Below are 18,394 nucleotides of genomic sequence, written 5' to 3'. Positions count from 1 at the left end.
ATAGGCGTTGAGATCTCCGAAGATCACAACGCCTTTTTTGTTATGAACTAGCGGATTAAACCATGGACTTTACCCAGCTGCGTGCTCAATTCCCTACTCTCGAGCAGACCTTAGAGGGGTATCCACTGTGCTACCTGGACACGGCGGCCACCAGCCAGAAGCCCAAGCGAGTCCTGGATGCCATGGTTCAATATTATGAGAAAGATAATGCGAACGTTCACAGAGCCGCGCATCAACTGTCAAGCAGGGCCACGAGTCAATATGAAGCGGTGCGTGACACTCTTAGGCGCTTCATCAATGCAGAGCGCCGGGAAGAGGTAATCTTCACTCACGGCACCACCGAAGCTATCAATATGGTGGCCTATGGATTAACGACTCAGATTAAAAAGGGCGACCTAATCCTAATCGATACCGCGGCCCATCACGCCAATATCGTCCCTTGGCAGCAGTTGGCCCAGCGTACCGGCGCAATTGTCAAACCCATTCCTCTGACTGAAGATTGCCGCTTAGATGAAACAGCCTATGACACCCTGCTGCGAGACAAGCCAGCGATTGTCGCACTGAGCCATGTCTCTAACGCCTTGGGGACGCTCAATCCGGTTAGCTCCCTGATAGCTCGCGCCAAACAAGCCGGCGCGCTCACTTTAGTCGACGGCGCGCAGGCAATTGCTCATCTGGCTGTCGATGTCCGAAGTATCGATTGTGATTTCTACGTGTTCTCCGCCCATAAAATGTATGGCCCGACGGGGCTTGGCGTGCTTTATGGCCGTTATGAAATATTAGATACCCTTGCCCCCTTGATAAGCGGCGGTGAGATGATCAAATCCGTCAGCTTCGAGGCAACCGAATTCAACATTCTGCCGAACAGGCTGGAAGCGGGAACACCGCCGATCGCCGAAGTGATAGGTCTGGGCGAAGCCATTGCCTTTATCGATGAACTGCCGAGCGTTGAAACAGCCAGGCAGGAAAGTGAGTTAATCTGTTACTTACAATCACAACTCGAGCAGTTAGGCGACATCACCCTATATGGTGCTCATAAGGATAATATCGGTGCTGTGGCATTTAATCTGGCAGGGGAGCATCATCAGGACGTAGGGATACTATTAGATCAACAGGGTATCGCGGTTCGTTGTGGTCATCATTGCGCCATGCCATTGATGCAGAGTCTGCAGATCAAAGGCTGCTGTCGAGCGTCGGTCGGCGTCTATACCAGCAAAGATGATATCGACAACTTTATCACCGCACTCACATCGGTAAAAGAGTTGCTGTTATAATAAAATTTCAGGTTCCAGGTTCCAGGTTCTAGGTTCTAGGTTCTAGGTTCTAGGTTCTAGGTTCTAGGTTCTAGGTTCTAGGTTCTAGGTTCTAGGTTCTAGGTTCTAGGTTCTAGGTTCTAGGTTCTAGGTTCTAGCAAATTATTTTAATTAACAGCATTCAGGTCAAGTATGAGTCAAGCTGCACAGCCCGCCACAGAAGCTTTTTTAGCACTGAAACTCGACAGCAGTGAGATATTACCTCTGTTTGAGAACGCCAATAATTGGCAAGAGCGCTATCGTCAAATAATGCTGCTTGGGAAAACTCTGCCTAAGCTAGGCGAGGAGTTTCGTATAGAACAGGCTCAAGTCAGAGGATGCGAGAGTAATGCCTGGCTGTACCACCAAAAGATCGACAACAAACATTATTTCCTGGCCGACAGCGATGCCCGTATCGTAAAAGGATTGGTTGCTCTGCTGCTAGCCGCTTGTCATGGTAAAAGCTCAGAAGAGATAGCCAATTTTGATATAGAGGGCTACTTTGACCAGCTAGGATTAACGGGTCAACTTAGCCCGTCTCGCACCAATGGATTGTTCGCCTTGGCCAAGGCGATTAAGGCGTCAGCTTAGAAGCGAATGGCGCCCAATCGTTAGCCAATTTTTGTCATCTCGCTGATAACAAAGCTTGCTACCGCCCCCTCAACGGCTTTCAGGTATGCCTCAATATGACCACTAGCAAGGTGAGTCTGCAATAGTACCTTGCTTTCCCAGCCTTCATAAAACACAAAGAGTTCAGGGCGTTCGTTATCTTGATGCAGATCGTACTGCAGACAGCCTTGCTCCTTACGTGTCGGCTCAATCAGTTTCAGCAGCTCAGATCTCACGAGTTCCACTCGATCTTGTTTCGCTTCGATACGGGCAACAACAGTTAATACACTCATAATTCACTCTCTATACTTGTTCGAATTAGCAACAATTATAGAGAGCCACACTCAAAGATAAAGACACCAATATCCAGCACACTTTCAAAATATTTTTGTCAATAAAGAGTTGTTAGTCTTCCATAGTTAAAACAGAAGTTATAACTTCTGTTTTAACTCTTCATAGAAAGCCAGTGCTTCCTTATTACCAAGCTTTGCAGACATTTTTGCATCTCTGGCTGCAGCCTGAATATTACCTTGATGAAAGTATGCTCCACTGCGCTCAAGGTAGGCTTGATGATCTTTTGGGTATAAATTGAGGTAGATATCCCAGTAATAGATTATTTGTTTCCAATCCCTCCTCTTAATTAGCAGCCAATCCATGGAAAGGTAATATTGGTATTCATGAGGGTTATGCGTTATCGCTTTCTTCAGATCTTCCACTGCTGAGTCATATTGCTTTAACTCTATGTAAGCGAGTGATCGACTGTAATAATGCAAAGCATTGCTTGGCTCTTTTTTTATTGCATCATCAAGTTGGTCTAATGCCTTACTACGCTTGAATGCCACCGCTTTACCCTCACTCTGTTTAGCTAGTAAGGTTTCTATTCGCTGACGGTGCTGCTTAAGATCTTTATCATTTGGCATAAGTTGAGCGGCACGCTCAAAGTCACTCAAGGAGTTACTATATTGTTTCATTGCGCTATAGATTTTTCCGCGCCAATGGTAATACTCTCCGTACTCTCGACTCATACCAATAGCACGGTTTAGATCATCTAAAGCTTCTTGATACTTCCCTTGCCTATACCGACTCTTTCCACGATTTGCCAGCACTTCATCGTTATCTCCGTAAAGCAGTGCACGATCAAAAATACTCTCAGCTTGATCATAACGTTTCTGCAAAGAAGCTAGCTGACCAGCTTCCAGAAAGATGAGACCTTGTAGTTGAGTCAACTTTGGATTGTCTCTGATGAATTCAGAGCTCTCTTTAAAAAACAGCTCCATCTTCTCAAATGAGCCCCCCCATCTGGGGGTAAGCGTTCGCAAATAGATTGCTCGGACATAATATGATGCGGGTTTTATCTCAAGTGCTTTTTTAGCGATGATGGCAACTTCAGATTCATCGCCTAAACTATTGGCCATGGCAATCTGTAACCCATAGCTCACCATGGAGTCAGCGAAAAGATTCTGCACCAGTTCTAGCTGTTCTTTAGCTTCTAACATCACCTCTTTCATATTTGTAAGCTGATCTGCACTGGTATCTTTAATTGCCTTAGTGCCTCTGGCACGCCAAGCCGCGCCGTAAAAATATTCGGCCTTGGCTAAGTACCCATAATATTGACTGGGGTCATAAGTTATCCATTCATCCAATAAGCTAATGTAAGCATTGCTATCCAACCTGAAGGCTTTATAAGCGGTAAAGAGCTCTAGTTCCTTGTCATAGCTTAATTCGCTAGCTGACTGCAGATCTTCCAGCACAATATTAAGATATTCATACTTACGCTGACGCAGCAACTGTCTAATCGTTAAGGTGATCCCCTGAGATTGGCTCATACTTTGAAACCAACGAGTAGACTTAGACACTAACCGCTCTGCGGCTCTGCTTTCGGATATATGTTTTGATTGATTTGAGGGAGAGTCTGTTTCTTTAGGCTGCTCGACTGGCGGCTTATCACTAAAATGTACGACACCATCTTCGTCCACCCATTTATAAACTTGAGCGAGTGCTGAAGGTAGATAGAGCCCTAACAAAAAGCATGATAAAAGAAGTGAATGAATAGTTTTTAGTGTCATGGGTCATTCCTTTGACTAAGGTGCGATCCTACATCCCTAATATATTTAACTTATCAAGCCATTAAAACAGGTTCAATCTTTATCCCAACCAAAACATGACTCCACTTTATTCAATGTCTTGATACAAGCACGGGAAACAACAGGTTCCCATGCTTGGTGAAGGTAATCTATCTTCGGTTAGGGCGTATTTCTAGTTTCACGCTGGAACCATGATGTATCTCTTCAAGTTCTGCAGTACCTAATCGGAAATTCTTTATATTACCGTCTTGTATAACCACTCGCTGACGTCCATCTAAGTATTCAATGCTAATTTTAACCCCGTCACGACTATCGGAAACCACATCTCCAACTATGGCTCCACCAATAACCCCCACCGCAATGTCGCCCCAGCTATCCCCCGCTACCGCACCAGTCACACCACCAATCATGGCACCAGAGCCCGCACTGCTGGATCCTAAATCGATATGTTCAACCGCTGTAATATAGATAGTCTCAGCTAAAGCCGATAAAGATGTCATTGAGAGTAAAGCTGCGATAAGTAGTTTCTTCATCATATTCCTTATTTGGTTAATTCATAGCGTGGGTCATATGCCCAAGGCCTACACAAACAATTGCCTGCTGCGGCATAATCTAATTAAGAAAGGGTTACTACGCATTACTAGGAGACTTAGTCGAAGATAGCTGGTTGAAAAGAACTCATTGAAGAGGGCTCGTTGAATAGGGCCTCCCGAATAACCATAGACCCAGGTTTAGACAAGGTTCTGAGCCCAGATCTCTAACGGACTCAGATATAGATGCAAATTAATCTCCCATCCATGGCTCACAATAGAAAAAAATGTCACTATCGGCCTCAAGCAAACTCAATCTCAGAGATAACTCACCACCTATGCTCACCACTTTAGCCATTCAAAATTACCGCTCTTTACGTGAGATAAGAGTGCCTCTTAAACAACTCAATCTCGTCACGGGGGCTAATGGTAGCGGTAAGTCAAATCTCTATAAAGCGCTGCGTTTACTCGCACAAACAGCCCAGGGCGGAGTAGTTAATGCCCTGGCGTTGGAAGGTGGGCTGGATTCCAGCTTCTGGGCCGGGCCAGAAAATGTGACTAAAGGAATGCTCGATGGCACTACCGCTATCGAACCCACCGTTCGTCAACAAGCTAAACGCCTCAAACTGGGGTTTGCCGGCGATGAATACAGTTACCTTATCGAGCTAGGGCTTCCTAAGCCTGACTCGACAACCCTGTTTGGTTTAGATCCCCAGATAAAACGTGAGTCTATCTGGGTCGGTAATAAGTATCGTCCAGCCTCTGTACTGGTTGAACGCCGGGGAGCTTTGGTGAAAAACAGGGCCGAAAATAGCGGTCAAGCGGGCTGGCAGGTGTTAAATTTACATATGCAGCACGGTGACAGCATCTTCACCGAGCTTGCCGATCCCGAGCGTACGCCGGAGGTCATCAAGCTTAGAGATAACATCAGAGCCTGGCGCTTCTACGATCACTTTCGAAGCGATAGTGATGCGCCGGCACGTAAGCCTCGACTCGGCACTCGCACACCGGTATTGCATCACGATGGCAGGGATCTGGCTTCGGCTATTCAAACGATATTTGAGGTGGGTGACAGAGCAGGATTCGATGAGGCGGTTAGCGATGCCTTCCCCGGCGCCAGAGTGCATATCGAATATGAATCTAACGGCATGTTAAACGTGCGATTTAATCAAGAGGGGCTGTTACGCCCGCTCAATGCGGCTGAGCTCTCCGACGGGACACTCAGGTACCTGCAGCTCGTCGCTGCCCTGTTAACGCCCAGGCCACCCGAGCTGATGGTGCTCAATGAACCGGAAACCAGTTTACACCCGGATCTGTTACCCGCACTATCTCGTCTGATAGCCAAGGCATCACAACAGTGTCAACTATGGGTCGTCTCTCACGCCAACCGTTTGATCAACGCCCTCAATGAATTCGAACACTGCAATCTGATTGAACTGGATAAGCAGCTGGGGCAGACGGAGATAGTCGGTCAGGATATTTTAAGCAAGCCCAGCTGGAACTGGCAGAGCCGCACTTAACCACTGCCTCAAGGGCAAGAGAGGAAGAGCCGGGAGCTGCTGGTAACTCCTGGCTCGTAGCTCGTAGCTCGTAGCCCGTAGCCCGTAGCCCGCAGCTCCTAGCAATAATCCCCTATAGCGAGAAGTTTGCGATCGTCTTCTGAATACCGACCACATCGGTGCCCTTCTTAAGCTCTTTAACCAAGGGATCTTTCTGACCCGAGATCCATAACTTAAGCTCAGAGTCCATATCGAATCGGCCGGCAGTTTCAACTTCGAAATGGGTGATAGCCTTATAGGGAATGGAGTGATAGCTGACTTTCTTGCCCGTCATCCCCTGCTTGTCGATCAGGATGAGTCGTTTATTGGTAAAGACAAACATGTCCCTGATAACCTTATAGGCTAGGTGCAGCTGCTCGTTATCGCCCATAATTGGATTTAACTCTTCGGCTAGCTCCTCTAAATTAACTTCAGATGCATTCCCCATCAGTGAATCTAATAATCCCATCTTTCTTCCTTAAAAAGTGTTTGGCCACCTTGGTGCCCATCTGTATTGGATGAGTCTCAAGATAGCACATTCCGTTGGGGTTAATACCAATCGGTATAAGAGAATCAAAAAGCGTGAAAGTTTAACTGTGAACCGGATGGATTTTCGGAGCGATAAAAGCTGAGAAGAGTCTTAAGAATAGACAAATACAGTAAGATCAGAACAACCTATGGGGACACTCAAAGAATCACCATAGGTTGCCTTACGTTCGACAAGCCTAGCCTCTGCCGTCGCTCTTCACCTGGCGATTGGCGCCGACCACCATCATTTCACACTTAGGGCAGTCGAAAACCAGCTTTAATACATCTTTACCTATCTCAAGTACCATAGGATCAGCCTTTATGCCAGGCACCTCTTTTGGACAGAGGTTGAAGTTGAAGCGCAAGCAGTGTTTAGTCACCATCAATGGGACCTCTTCGGTGATACCGTTCTTCTCATAGGTATCCTCAATCTCAATCACACCATGCTGCTGATAGAAATCTTTCGATTTTTGATTGGCCACATTAGCCAGGTAACTAAGGTGCTTGGTCGGATACATGGCGTTTTGATTATGCTTCCAAGGCTGTGGCCTTTGATACTCATCGACTCGTGCTTGCTCGAGCGCCGCTACCGCATCACGGCGAAGTCCGTTAATCACCGAGGCAGGCGCAAACCAAACTTGCTCAGTCTCGACAGTGATCTCACGGGCAACAAAATCGGTACTGCCAAGTTTTCCTAACTGTTTACGTAGCTTTGCTCCAGCGCTTTCTGGTTCATTGGCAGCCTGTTTATCTAAAGCCAGAGTCACCACGCCCTGATGACCATAGATATCTGTCATTGTCAGCATGATGCCATCTGCGGTGTCTGTCAGCTTAATATCGACTTCGATAGAGCGCTTCGATGACTCTTTGGCTAACACCGCCTCGAAAGCCTGATCTCGGTTACGATAGATAGTCATACCCACTTCAAGATCGCCTGGCACAGCCAATACATGCAGTTTATTACCTTCGGCGCGATTGAGTCGTAACCCTCTCAGCTTATCATCGGACTGCTTGGCACTGGCATAGTTGGCGGGGAAGTAACATAAGCCATCACCATTATTAAAACTATGGGTAGAGTTAACCTCGATGTAATCTTTGCCTAAGGCCTTAACGGTGGCGACCTCTTCACCGATATATTTTGGTGAGCGAAAATCACTGACCCCCTGACTGCGCTCATGAACAAAGTAATCCGTTCGTCCACGGTTAAAGGTCTTCTCCGGATTTGGAGTGAAGTTATGCACGCTGCGCCCATGTGATGAGGCTTTCAATTCCGGACGTCGGGCGATGATCTTGTCCAACTCCTGCCTGTAATGGGCGGTCACGTTTTTCACATAGTTGATATCTTTGAGTCGGCCTTCAATTTTAAATGAGCGCACACCGGCATCGATCAAGGCTTCAAGGTTATCGGTCTGATTATTATCCTTTAGCGATAGCAGATGCTCATTTTCGGCAAGTACCTCGCCCTGACGGGTCTTAAGCTCGCCCGGAAGACGACACATCTGTGAGCATTCACCTCGGTTAGCGCTGCGATTACTGAATGCATGACTTAAGTTACACAGACCACTGTAAGCCACACACAGGGCTCCATGAATGAAGAACTCGAGTTGCATCTTGGTATGAGCGGCCACTTCGCGTATCTGACTCAGCCCCAGTTCGCGAGCCAGTACGACCTGAGAGAAACCAACCTGCTCAAGAAAAACCGCTTTTTCGGCGGTGCGGTTATCCATCTGGGTGCTGGCATGCAACGCGATAGGAGGAAGGTCGAGCTGCAGTACCCCCATATCCTGTACGATGAGGGCATCGGCGCCGGCTTCATAGAGCTGCCAGATCAACTTTTCAGCATCGGCCAGCTCATCATCCATCAAGATGGTATTGAGGGCGACAAACACCTGAGCATGGTATTTATGGGCAAAACTGCACAGCCTGGCGATATCTTCCACGCTATTGCCCGCCGTTGCACGAGCGCCAAAATCAGGGCCACCGATATAGACCGCATCGGCACCATGAAGAATCGCTTCCATACCAAATTCGGCATTTTTAGCCGGGGCAAGCAGTTCTAATCGGTTCGATATATGCGAGATATCATCGGGGGTAAAGATGGCAGCTTTGCTCATAAAAAGTCACTCAAAAGGTTAACGCGTAAATTTTGGTGGGATATTATAGCAAAGAAGTTTACTCGATTGGGATTAGCTAATATAAATTCATTTTTTAACCAAAGAAAGATAATACGAACTCACCCGGCTTTGCTCAGTAATGCACTGCTAACCATACAGTTTCGGTCTCTTCGCTGGTCCAGCTCACCCTATGTTTTCTATGTGCCTCAATATCGACATAATCACCCGCTTGCAGGTGTATAAGCTCACCATGCTCAAACTGTAACTTGGCTTCCCCCTTCAACACCATCACCCACTCGCTTCTATCTTGATCGTACCATTGCCCCTCAGGAGTCACATGAGCCTTAGAGATAATACGTTCGATTAACACCTTGTCGTTGCCGCCGATCTGCTCGAACACTTCCATAGAAAGGTCTGATGGAAGCTCACTCAAAATATTACTCTTATTCATATTTCCTCAATATCAAACTCATCATTGAATAGGCTATGTTAACGGTAAAAGACGTAAAACGATTAAAGAAAGATGGTGATCTCATCAAGGGATTTTTTCTGCATTGAGTGAGCCGGAATCGTCGCCCCTTTATCCGGATATCCGACGACAATCAGCATTCGCTGTATTCAACAAAACCCTCCAGAGGAAAGTGGGCTTCAGTTTCTGTCATCTCTCTTCCTTGTATTCTTATACTCTGTTTACCATAACTCAAAGAGAGCAAAAAACCAGCAAATAAAACCACAGCAACTTTTAGCGAGTAAGTCTGTACATTTTTCCTTCGCCGCTTTAGTGTTAACATTAAACAAACGAAACTCACACCTAAGGTTTACACTGGCTTCAACTATGCGGCGTGTTACTCTCACACTCATATCCACATTACTAGCAATATTATCAAGCCTATTGCCAGTACTCGCTGCACCTTTAGATACGTCAAACGTGTCTAAACAACCGATAGGTAGAGAGCTCCTCTTCTTTCAAGAGCAGCAGCCGCTCTGTGTTAACTCAGCCTTATCAAACTATCTGCAAGGGGGTTTTACAGCCTCTCATTCAAGGGTTCTCAGCTTCGGTATTGGATCTAAACCCGTCTGGTTGGCCTTTGATGTTGAAAATCCACTAACCTTCCCGGTTAATAGGCGGATCCAGATAGCGACATCCTGGCTGGACAGTGTCGACATTCACTATATTCCGACACAAACTACCGCATACAGTCAGATTTTGACTCAATATTCTGGTGATAGAAGTTCTTTCACCGACCGCAATTTAAACGATAGGTATTTCAGCTTCGACCATGACTTCACACCGGGAAAAACGACGGTATTAATTCGTATAGAATCTCCTGATCCTATGGTGTTGCCGATATACTTTTCAAGTCTGGATACAGCACTGGATAGATCCCAATTCCAAAGTTATAGCTATGGCTTCCTCTATGGTGCAGTACTCTGCCTGCTTATCTACAACCTGATGTTATTTATCGGGATGAGAAGCATCAGCTACCTCTTATACTCGATGTTTTTATTTGGATTTCTATTGATGAACTTGTCCTATACAGGCCATGGTTATCAGTGGCTATGGCCTGAGTTCCCACGATGGCAGCAGTGGGCAAACCCGGTATTGATGATGCTGTTCAATGTGACTGGCCTGCTGTTTGCATTACGTTTTCTGCGGGTAAAATCCTTCCTGCCGGGCACCTATAAACTCACCAAGCTTATCTGCATCCTGTTCCCTCTACTCCTGCTTATGGCCTTCATCGCCGACGATCAGGTTCTTGGGCTCATTTTTGCCTTCGACTTTATGCTTCTATTCTCATTTATGATGATACTGCTTGGTATCATGGCATTTAATGTCGGCAACCCAAGCGCTAAGGTATTTTTACTGGCATCGACATCTTCGATGACAGGTGCCGCCGTCACAGGTATGGCGGTTTGGGGCTTTATTCCATTTACTGACTTAACCTATCGCGCCGCGGAAATCGGCATTATTATCGACATAGTGTTATTGGCATTGGCGCTGGCTGTCAAATTTCGCGCCACAGAAAGAGAGAAGCTCATTGCCGAACATCAGGCCAAGATCGACCCTCTGACAGGACTCAAAAATCGCCGGGCCTTCTATGAGATAACTCCATCTTTCTGGAAGCAAAAGAGGACAAGAGTTGGAGTATCGATGATCATTATCGACATTGATTATTTCAAGGCCATCAACGACACATATGGTCATACTGTCGGTGATGAGGTTCTTGTTCAATTTGCAACACTATTGAACAAGAATCTCAGGCAGCAAGATATCGTAGCTCGCTGGGGAGGTGAGGAGTTTATTCTATTGCTTCCCAAGACTCGGCTCAAAGAGGCTTCGACTATCTCTAAACACCTGTGTGAGAGCATTTCAAAGCATGCATTTATTGCTGACCGTAATGAACTTCAGGTAACCGCAAGTATAGGGCTGGCACACGGGAGTCCGGCTCAGTTCACCTTAGAGCAACTGATTTCACTTGCCGATCAGCAACTCTATCGGGCCAAACAACGCGGAAAGAATCAAATAAGTTATGAAAATAGCCCAGATGTCCCAGGCGGAACTTGTAATTGACTAGGGAAGTTTAGCCATCAGCTTCTGATTTTCATTTTCGATATGCTTATAAAAATCACGGTCTGACAATTTTGATGCTGCGGCCTCATCGATCACCAAGACGGCGTCGGTGTGCAGTTGCAACGCAGAGGCGGGGCACGCGGCCATCAAGGGCCCTTCCACCGTAGCCAAAATGGCATCGGCTTTATTCTCACCCGTTGCCAATAACACCACCTTCTTAGCATCTAAGATAGTACCAATCCCCATAGTAATCGACAGGTGAGGCTGGTATTCATCATCGTGAAAGAATCGGGCATTATCTTCGATAGTGGCCTTGGTTAATGTCTTTACACGAGTACGTGACATTAAGCCTGACGAGGGCTCATTGAACCCTATGTGTCCATTACGGCCTATACCCAGCAACTGAATATCGATACCGCCGGCGGCTTTTATCTTCTCCTCATAACCCACACAGGCTTCGAGTGGATTCTCGGCATCTCCGGGTGGAACGTAAGTTTGTGCCTTAATGATATCGATATGGTTAAACAGCTGCTCATTCATGAAATAACGATAACTTTGTGGGTGTGTCCCCTTCAGCCCCAGATATTCATCGAGATTAAAGCTGGTCACATCCTTAAAAGAGATCAACTCAGCATCACATGCCTCGATCAGACCTCGATATAATGAGACCGGTGTCGATCCTGTCGCCAGGCCTAAAACAGAATTCGTCTTCTTTTGTAATTGCTTAATAAAGATATTAGCGCCATAAGCAGCGACTTCGGCACTATCTTTTAAAATGACGATTTGCATAATTTCAGAACCACCCACACCCAGTTAGACACATAACCAATACTTTATAACATTACTATAACCTCAAATGACAACGCTGTCATTACTAATTGTAAATCGAGTGACAGACCCTTAACCCAAGGTGGTAACAAACGATTTAGAGAGTTCCCCATTATCTTTAATTCGCTCACGGCTCCCCTCCTATTCTCTGTTCAGGTTATACTCTGTGCAGCTCTAAACAGATGACTAAACCATAGATGCCTGAAAATAAACCGCTACCAACGAATAACGATACCTCTTATGAGTTCAATACTGAGTGTCTGTCGATAAGGGATGCTTCTCAACCCCATCACCACTATAAAATTTTCAAGCCCTATGGCTACCTGAGTCAATTTGTACCGGAAAGAAGAAAGAGTAAAAAACTGCTGGCAGAACTAGCCCTATTCCCAGCCGGCACAATGGCAATCGGCAGACTCGATCATGACTCTGAGGGGCTACTGTTATTGACTACCGATGGCATGGTCAGCCACCAGGTTCGCAGTAAAAAAGTAGAAAAGGAGTATTATGTGCAGGTTGATGGCGACATCGATGACGCCGCAATACTGAAGCTACAAACCGGGGTCGAGATTGGCATCAAAGGCGAAAAATATCTCACCCTGCCCTGCAAAGTTTTTAAACTGGAGAATGAACCCGAATTACCGTCTAATGGACGTAAGCCTCGTGATCCTAAGCATGGGCCAATGAGCTGGGTATCGATCACTATAGGCGAAGGAAAAAACCGTCAGATAAGAAAAATGACGGCGGCGGCTGGTTTTCCAACTCTTAGGTTGGTCAGAGTGAGAATTGGCAATATTCATCTCGATAGGATGCAGTCCGGCGAAGTCATTCTACTGAAAAACCCTGAGAGTATCTGAAGCCTTAGCATCTAAACTGTTGTAACAGGACTCTTGTGATCAGTACAAAAATTGCTGCAACGCTTCGGGTAACTGAGGCCTGCTATAGAGGTATCCCTGCACTTCATCACAGCCGCTTTCACGTAAGAAATCGGCTTGTTCCTCAGTTTCAACTCCCTCCGCAATAACTTGTAAATTCAAGGCATGGCCCAGGGCAATCACAGCCTTAGCGATGGCGGTGTTATTAGCGTCAGAAGGTATATCCCTGACAAAGGACTGATCGATTTTTAACTTATGAATAGGCAGTTTTTTCAGGTAATTAAGTGAAGAATAGCCGGTACCAAAATCATCGACAGAGAGCTCAATGCCTAAGTCACCTAACACCCTGAGATCACGAATAGCCACTTCGGGATCCGACATCATAAAGCTCTCGGTAACCTCAAGCTCCAACGACTGAGCAGGAAAGCCTGTCTCATTCAGGATCTGTTTGACCTCTTCAACAAATGAGCTCCGCTTTATCTGTTGACCGGCGATATTCACCGCAATACGACCAAATGTTTTGCCCTGCTCGATCCACTTAACGCCTTGCAGGCATGCGGCTCTCAGCACCCAGCTGCCAATAGCATTAATCAGACCTATTTTTTCCGCGATGGGAATAAATACCCCAGGAGAAATATCGCCTAAAACAGGGTCTCGCCACCTAAGTAAGGCCTCGAAACCCACAGTTTTAAGACTGTTAAAGTTAAGTTTCGGCTGGTAAACCAGGTGGAAGTTCCCCTCCTCCAGAGCCATATGCAGTGCACTTTGCAGCTTAAGGTGCTCTCGTGACTCTAAGGTCAGCGACTCGGTATAAAAAGCATAACTGTTACGACTGTCCTGCTTAGCCCTGTGTTTAGCAGCATCCGCATTTCTTAACAGTGTATAACCATCCTTACCATCATGGGGGTAAACAGAGACGCCCATACTGGCAGTCAACCTGACCTGATCGTTCTCCCCGACAGAAAAAGGCTGTTCGAACGCTTCCCTTAACTTACTCAGGGCTAAAGTGAGCTCTTCACTGCCTCCGCCCCCTGGAAACAACACGACAAATTCATCGCCGCCAATACGCGCCAGTGTATCCTCGGCGCCTTTTTGAGCCGTTAACCTGTTGGCCAGCTCCACCAAGATTTCATCACCCATAAGATGACCGAAACTATCATTGATCTGCTTAAACAGGTCCACATCGATAAACACGATAGCCAACTGAGAGCCTTGATACTGAGCATGACGGAGCTCCTGCTCAATCTGGGCAGTTAACGTCATCCTGTTAGGCAGGTTGGTTAAAGGATCATGGTAAGCAAGGTGGGCCAGCTGCTCTTCATTTTTCTTCTGCGCCGAAATATCTGTAAACACGGCAACGAAATATCGCACCAACCCATCATCACCAAGCATCGAGCTAAGGGTAACCAACTGCGGGAAGATGGCGCCATTCTTGCGTCGATTCCAGATCTCACCGTGCCATCTCCCCTTGTGCAACAAACCTGTCCACAGGTCATCATAGAAGGCTTTATCGTGTCGACCGGAGCTGAACATGCTGGGATTTTTACCTAACACCTCCTCCCTCGAATACCCGGTAATTTCAGAGAAAGCCCCATAAGTTTCTATGATCTTGCCATCCCGGTCGGTGATCATCACCCCTTCGACAGAGTTTTCAAATACCCGTCCGGAAAGCTCTAACTGCTCTTGTACAGCCTTATGTTGAGAGATATTTCTGGAGAGTCCTATGACCCCCTTAAGGCAACCATCATCTGTCACCACAGGAACTTTTGCGGTCTCTAACCAGTATCTATCGATTTCGGCATGTTGTCCCTCACACTCACCAGCCGTGATCTGCTCGCCCTTATTAATGGCTTCCGTATCGGCTTGAATAAACTCTTCAGCTAAATCGGCAACAAATAACTCTTCATCCGTCTTGTTCATGATCTCTTCACGGGTTTTCCCCCATGATTTTTCGACGCTTCGGTTGAAAATGACGTAACGTCCTTCAATATCTTTCATCCAAACATGTTCTTTCAAACTATCGATAAAGAGCTGTAGATCGATAACATCCCCGTTAGAGACACGACCTCTAACCTGAGATTCTTGGCAACGATACTGACGATAAAGCTCAGCCAGTTGTAGTTCTATATTGTCCGCAGTAAGCCGTGCAAGTTGCTTGGTTTGTACTAAACAATCCGTCGGTCCCTCGGCTTTATCGGTTTGTTCGATTAAGTAGAAAGAGAGCTCACCAAAGATGGCTTTCGATGGCCATAGTAAGGCAATAGAGACCCTTTCACTGGTTTCCTTAATATTGAGAGAAATGGCTTCGTAAGAGGCGGTGTCTTCATCTTTTAGCCCTGCACTGATTTTCGCACATAGTTGATTCTCTGCATCCACGACACTCAATACGCCCACGCAGTGAGAGATGCGGGTAATAAGGTCAATTGACGCTTGCCATTTTAGCCAAGTATCTTGAGGAACGTTAATATCAATCATGAGGAAACCAACTTAAACAATGTCTTACTTAAAAACAGATAAATGACGATTAACAGCAGTACAAACCAATGATTATTACTCTTTACACTATAAAAATAGGAGTGAAACTTCAACTAAGAAAAGAATAATAGGAATATTTCAAATATCAGCGGGAAGCAGAAAAGAAAAAACCAGCGATTAAGCTGGTTTTCTTTTATAAGCCTTCCCACAATCACTAAGCAATATCTCTAAGCAATAGTGCGAGGCTTGAACTCAACTAGATGCTACCCCTGAGGACGCATAGCCGGGAACAGGATCACGTCACGAATCGTGTGAGTGTTCGTAAATAACATCACCAGACGATCGATTCCGATACCTTGACCCGCAGTTGGTGGTAGACCGTGCTCTAGCGCAGTAATGTAATCTGCATCATAGAACATAGCTTCATCATCACCGGCATCTTTTGCATCGACCTGTGCCTTGAAGCGGTTGTCTTGATCTTCTGCATCGTTGAGCTCAGAGAAACCATTAGCGACTTCACGGCCGCCGATGAAAAACTCGAAACGGTCAGTGATGAAATGGTTATCGTCATTACGACGTGCAAGCGGTGAGATATCCGCAGGGTAACCGGTAATAAAGGTAGGCTGCATAAGCTGAGTCTCAGCGGTTTCACCGAAGATCTCTTCAAGAAGCTGACCACAGGTCCAGAACTTCTCGATAGTCATGCCCAGGCTCTTAGCCAGGTTACGCATAAATTCAACGTCTTTCACTTCTTCGTAAGTCATAGACTGAATAGTGGCGTTGTCCGGGTTGTACTTCTTGATTGCATCCAACATGCTTAAACGTGCATATGGACCACCAAAGTCAACAACATGCTCACCGTATGGCAGTTTTGGAGAACCACACAGTTCGGTGGCAATAGAACTTAGCATCTCTTCGGTAAGATCCATCAGATCTTTATAATCTGAATACGCCATATAGAATTCCATCATAGTGAACTCTGGGTTATGGCGTGGCGACAAACCTTCGTTACGGAAGTTACGGTTAATTTCGAACACACGCTCGAAGCCGCCAACAACAAGACGTTTAAGGTAAAGCTCTGGTGCAATTCGAAGATACATAGCGATATCGAGTGCATTGTGATGCGTTTCAAACGGACGAGCCGAAGCGCCACCAGGAATGGTGTGCATCATAGGCGTTTCAACTTCCATGAACTCTTTCTTAACCATGAAGTTACGAATAGCAGAAACCACCTTTGAGCGCATTATGAAGGCTTCACGAGACTCTTCATTAACGATCAGATCGATGTAACGCTGACGGTAACGCGTCTCCTGGTCAGTTAGACCGTGGAACTTTTCAGGCAATGGACGTAGCGCCTTTGTCAGCAACTCATACTCTTCCATGTTCACATAAAGATCGCCTTTACCCGACAGGTGAAGCTGACCAGTCACGCCGATAATGTCACCAATATCTAAGCCCTGGAACTTAGCTTTAAGATCTTTTTGAACATCTTTTCCGGCATAGGCCTGAATGCGTCCACTGACATCTTGAATGACCAGGAAAGGACCACGCTTTGCCATGACACGGCCAGCGATACTGCGCACAATGCCCATGCCTTCAAGCTCTTCTTTGGTGTTATTACCAAATTCAGCCTGAATGTCTGCCGCTTTGTGTTTACGATCGAAGGTATTCGGGTGACCATTTGCAGGGCAGTTTTCACGAATGTGCTCAAGCTTGGCACGTCGCTCTGCAATTAATTTATTCTCATCTTGTACTTGTTCAGTCATCTTCTTCTCTCGTAAATGTTACAGATCACACGTTAAAATTAATTAGTTAGCTAATTCAGCTAAATATCACTTATAAGCCAGATTTCAGGCTGGCTTCGATAAACTTATCCAAATCGCCATCGAGGACACTTTGGGTATTACGGCTCTCTACGCCGGTACGCAGATCTTTAATACGTGCATCATCGAGTACGTATGAGCGGATCTGGCTGCCCCAACCGATATCAGACTTAGAATCTTCGGCAGCTTGTTTGTCGGCATTTTGTTTGAGCATCTCTAACTCATACAACTTGGCTTTAAGCTGTTTCATGGCAGCATCACGGTTCTTATGCTGCGAACGGTCATTCTGGCATTGAACCACGGTATTCGTCGGTACGTGAGTAATGCGAATCGCCGATTCTGTTTTGTTGACGTGCTGTCCACCAGCACCCGAAGCACGGTAAGTATCTATTCTCAGATCTGACGGGTTAATATCGATCTCAATCGAATCATCAATTTCCGGATAGACAAATACTGAACAGAAAGAGGTATGACGCTTACCCGAAGAGTCAAATGGTGACTTTCGCACTAAGCGGTGTACCCCGGTTTCCGTTCTCAAAGAACCGAAGGCATATTCACCGGTAAACTTGATGGTTGCACCTTTAATACCGGCCACATCGCCATCGGTAACTTCAATCAGTTCAGGCTTATAGTCATGGGCATCGCCCCAACGAAGGAACATACGTAGCACCATATTGGCCCAATCCTGAGCCTCTGTGCCACCCGAGCCGGATTGAATATCCAGATAACAATCTGCAACATCATGAGGACCGGAAAACATACGACGAAATTCGAGTTCTTCGAGTCGTTTCTCCAGACCGTCGAGTTCTGTACTGGCATCATCGAAGGTCTCTTCATCATCCTCTTCGACTGCAAGCTCAACTAAGTCCTGAACATCTTCCAGACCCGAGTCCATGTCATCGATAGTCTTAACAATGACCTCTAAAGAGGAACGCTCTTTACCTAAAGCCTGGGCATTTTCCGGATTGCTCCATACTTCAGCACTCTCTAATTCCGCACAAACTTCTTCCAGACGCTCTTTCTTAGCATCGTAGTCAAAGATACCTCCGGAGTAGAAGGGTGCGCTCGGCAAGGTCTTTGATTTTAAATTTAACCGGATTTACTTCAAACATAACTCTTCTACTTAAAA

15 protein-coding genes are annotated in these 18,394 nt (G+C 46.2%); 5 read left to right on the top strand and 10 right to left on the bottom strand.

What is annotated here, in order from left to right; all coding sequences use genetic code 11:
• The first annotated feature begins 62 nt into the window (after positions 1-62).
• Positions 63-1,274, top strand: a complete 1,212-nt coding sequence (locus SSED_RS04405; RefSeq protein ID WP_012141201.1) for a cysteine desulfurase — start codon at positions 63-65, stop codon at positions 1,272-1,274.
• Between the two features lie 171 nt (positions 1,275-1,445).
• The gene (locus SSED_RS04400) at positions 1,446-1,883 is read left to right on the top strand and encodes a SufE family protein (RefSeq protein WP_012141200.1); all 438 of its coding nucleotides are present in this window, start codon (positions 1,446-1,448) and stop codon (positions 1,881-1,883) included.
• Positions 1,884-1,903: 20 nt separating this feature from the next.
• On the opposite strand, the gene SSED_RS04395 is transcribed toward SSED_RS04400, so the two are convergent.
• The 3 genes from SSED_RS04395 to SSED_RS04385 form a co-directional block, all read right to left on the bottom strand.
• Positions 1,904-2,194, bottom strand: a complete 291-nt coding sequence (locus SSED_RS04395; protein WP_012141199.1) for a putative quinol monooxygenase — start codon at positions 2,192-2,194, stop codon at positions 1,904-1,906.
• A 138-nt stretch (positions 2,195-2,332) separates the two neighbouring features.
• A complete protein-coding gene (locus tag SSED_RS04390; protein WP_012141198.1) occupies positions 2,333-3,967 on the bottom strand; it encodes a DUF4124 domain-containing protein in 1,635 nt (544 codons plus the stop codon).
• A 167-nt stretch (positions 3,968-4,134) separates the two neighbouring features.
• A complete protein-coding gene (locus tag SSED_RS04385) occupies positions 4,135-4,518 on the bottom strand; it encodes a hypothetical protein (RefSeq protein WP_012141197.1) in 384 nt (127 codons plus the stop codon).
• A 335-nt stretch (positions 4,519-4,853) separates the two neighbouring features.
• On the opposite strand from SSED_RS04385, the gene SSED_RS04380 reads away from it, so the two are divergent.
• Entirely contained in the window at positions 4,854-6,035 is a 1,182-nt protein-coding gene (locus tag SSED_RS04380; RefSeq protein ID WP_041421969.1) for an AAA family ATPase, read from the top strand.
• A 112-nt stretch (positions 6,036-6,147) separates the two neighbouring features.
• Here the strand turns inward: SSED_RS04380 and SSED_RS04375 are convergent, their stop codons facing one another.
• From SSED_RS04375 to SSED_RS04365, 3 genes are all read right to left on the bottom strand, one after another.
• Complete coding sequence (locus SSED_RS04375) at positions 6,148-6,522, bottom strand: PH domain-containing protein (protein WP_012141195.1); 375 nt, start codon at positions 6,520-6,522, stop codon at positions 6,148-6,150.
• Positions 6,523-6,778: 256 nt separating this feature from the next.
• Positions 6,779-8,695 (bottom strand): peptidase U32 family protein, encoded by a 1,917-nt coding sequence (locus SSED_RS04370; protein WP_012141194.1) that lies wholly within the window; start codon positions 8,693-8,695, stop codon positions 6,779-6,781.
• A 133-nt stretch (positions 8,696-8,828) separates the two neighbouring features.
• Positions 8,829-9,146 (bottom strand): cupin domain-containing protein, encoded by a 318-nt coding sequence (locus SSED_RS04365; RefSeq protein WP_012141193.1) that lies wholly within the window; start codon positions 9,144-9,146, stop codon positions 8,829-8,831.
• Between the two features lie 477 nt (positions 9,147-9,623).
• Here SSED_RS04365 and SSED_RS04360 point away from each other — a divergent pair, with 477 nt between their 5' ends.
• The gene (locus tag SSED_RS04360; protein ID WP_049772102.1) at positions 9,624-11,267 is read left to right on the top strand and encodes a sensor domain-containing diguanylate cyclase; all 1,644 of its coding nucleotides are present in this window, start codon (positions 9,624-9,626) and stop codon (positions 11,265-11,267) included.
• On the opposite strand, the gene nagB is transcribed toward SSED_RS04360, so the two are convergent.
• Positions 11,268-12,056, bottom strand: coding sequence for a glucosamine-6-phosphate deaminase (nagB, locus tag SSED_RS04355; protein WP_012141191.1), 789 nt, complete (start codon positions 12,054-12,056; stop codon positions 11,268-11,270). It lies immediately after the preceding gene.
• Between the two features lie 236 nt (positions 12,057-12,292).
• Between nagB and SSED_RS04350 the strand changes: the two genes are divergently transcribed.
• Positions 12,293-12,949: a pseudouridine synthase gene (locus SSED_RS04350; RefSeq protein ID WP_012141190.1), complete on the top strand. Its 657-nt coding sequence runs from the start codon at positions 12,293-12,295 to the stop codon at positions 12,947-12,949.
• Positions 12,950-12,988: 39 nt separating this feature from the next.
• Here SSED_RS04350 and SSED_RS04345 read toward each other — a convergent pair whose 3' ends face one another.
• The 3 genes from SSED_RS04345 to prfB all read right to left on the bottom strand — a co-directional run bounded on the left by SSED_RS04345 (position 12,989) and on the right by prfB (position 18,377).
• The gene (locus SSED_RS04345; protein WP_012141189.1) at positions 12,989-15,442 is read right to left on the bottom strand and encodes a sensor domain-containing protein; all 2,454 of its coding nucleotides are present in this window, start codon (positions 15,440-15,442) and stop codon (positions 12,989-12,991) included.
• A gap of 263 nt (positions 15,443-15,705) precedes the next feature.
• The gene (gene lysS, locus SSED_RS04340; protein WP_012141188.1) at positions 15,706-17,208 is read right to left on the bottom strand and encodes a lysine--tRNA ligase; all 1,503 of its coding nucleotides are present in this window, start codon (positions 17,206-17,208) and stop codon (positions 15,706-15,708) included.
• 70 nt (positions 17,209-17,278) lie between these two features.
• A protein-coding gene (gene prfB, locus SSED_RS04335; RefSeq protein ID WP_190273188.1) for a peptide chain release factor 2 occupies positions 17,279-18,377 on the bottom strand; the annotation gives its coding sequence in 2 pieces (ribosomal slippage) (positions 17,279-18,301 and positions 18,303-18,377; 1,098 coding nt in all).
• Positions 18,378-18,394 lie beyond the last annotated feature (17 nt).

Origin of the sequence: Shewanella sediminis HAW-EB3, assembly GCF_000018025.1 — a bacterium.
Taxonomy (GTDB): domain Bacteria; phylum Pseudomonadota; class Gammaproteobacteria; order Enterobacterales; family Shewanellaceae; genus Shewanella; species Shewanella sediminis.
The sequence above is the reverse complement of the archived record's forward strand: the minus strand, read 5'-3'. Positions and strand labels throughout refer to the sequence as shown.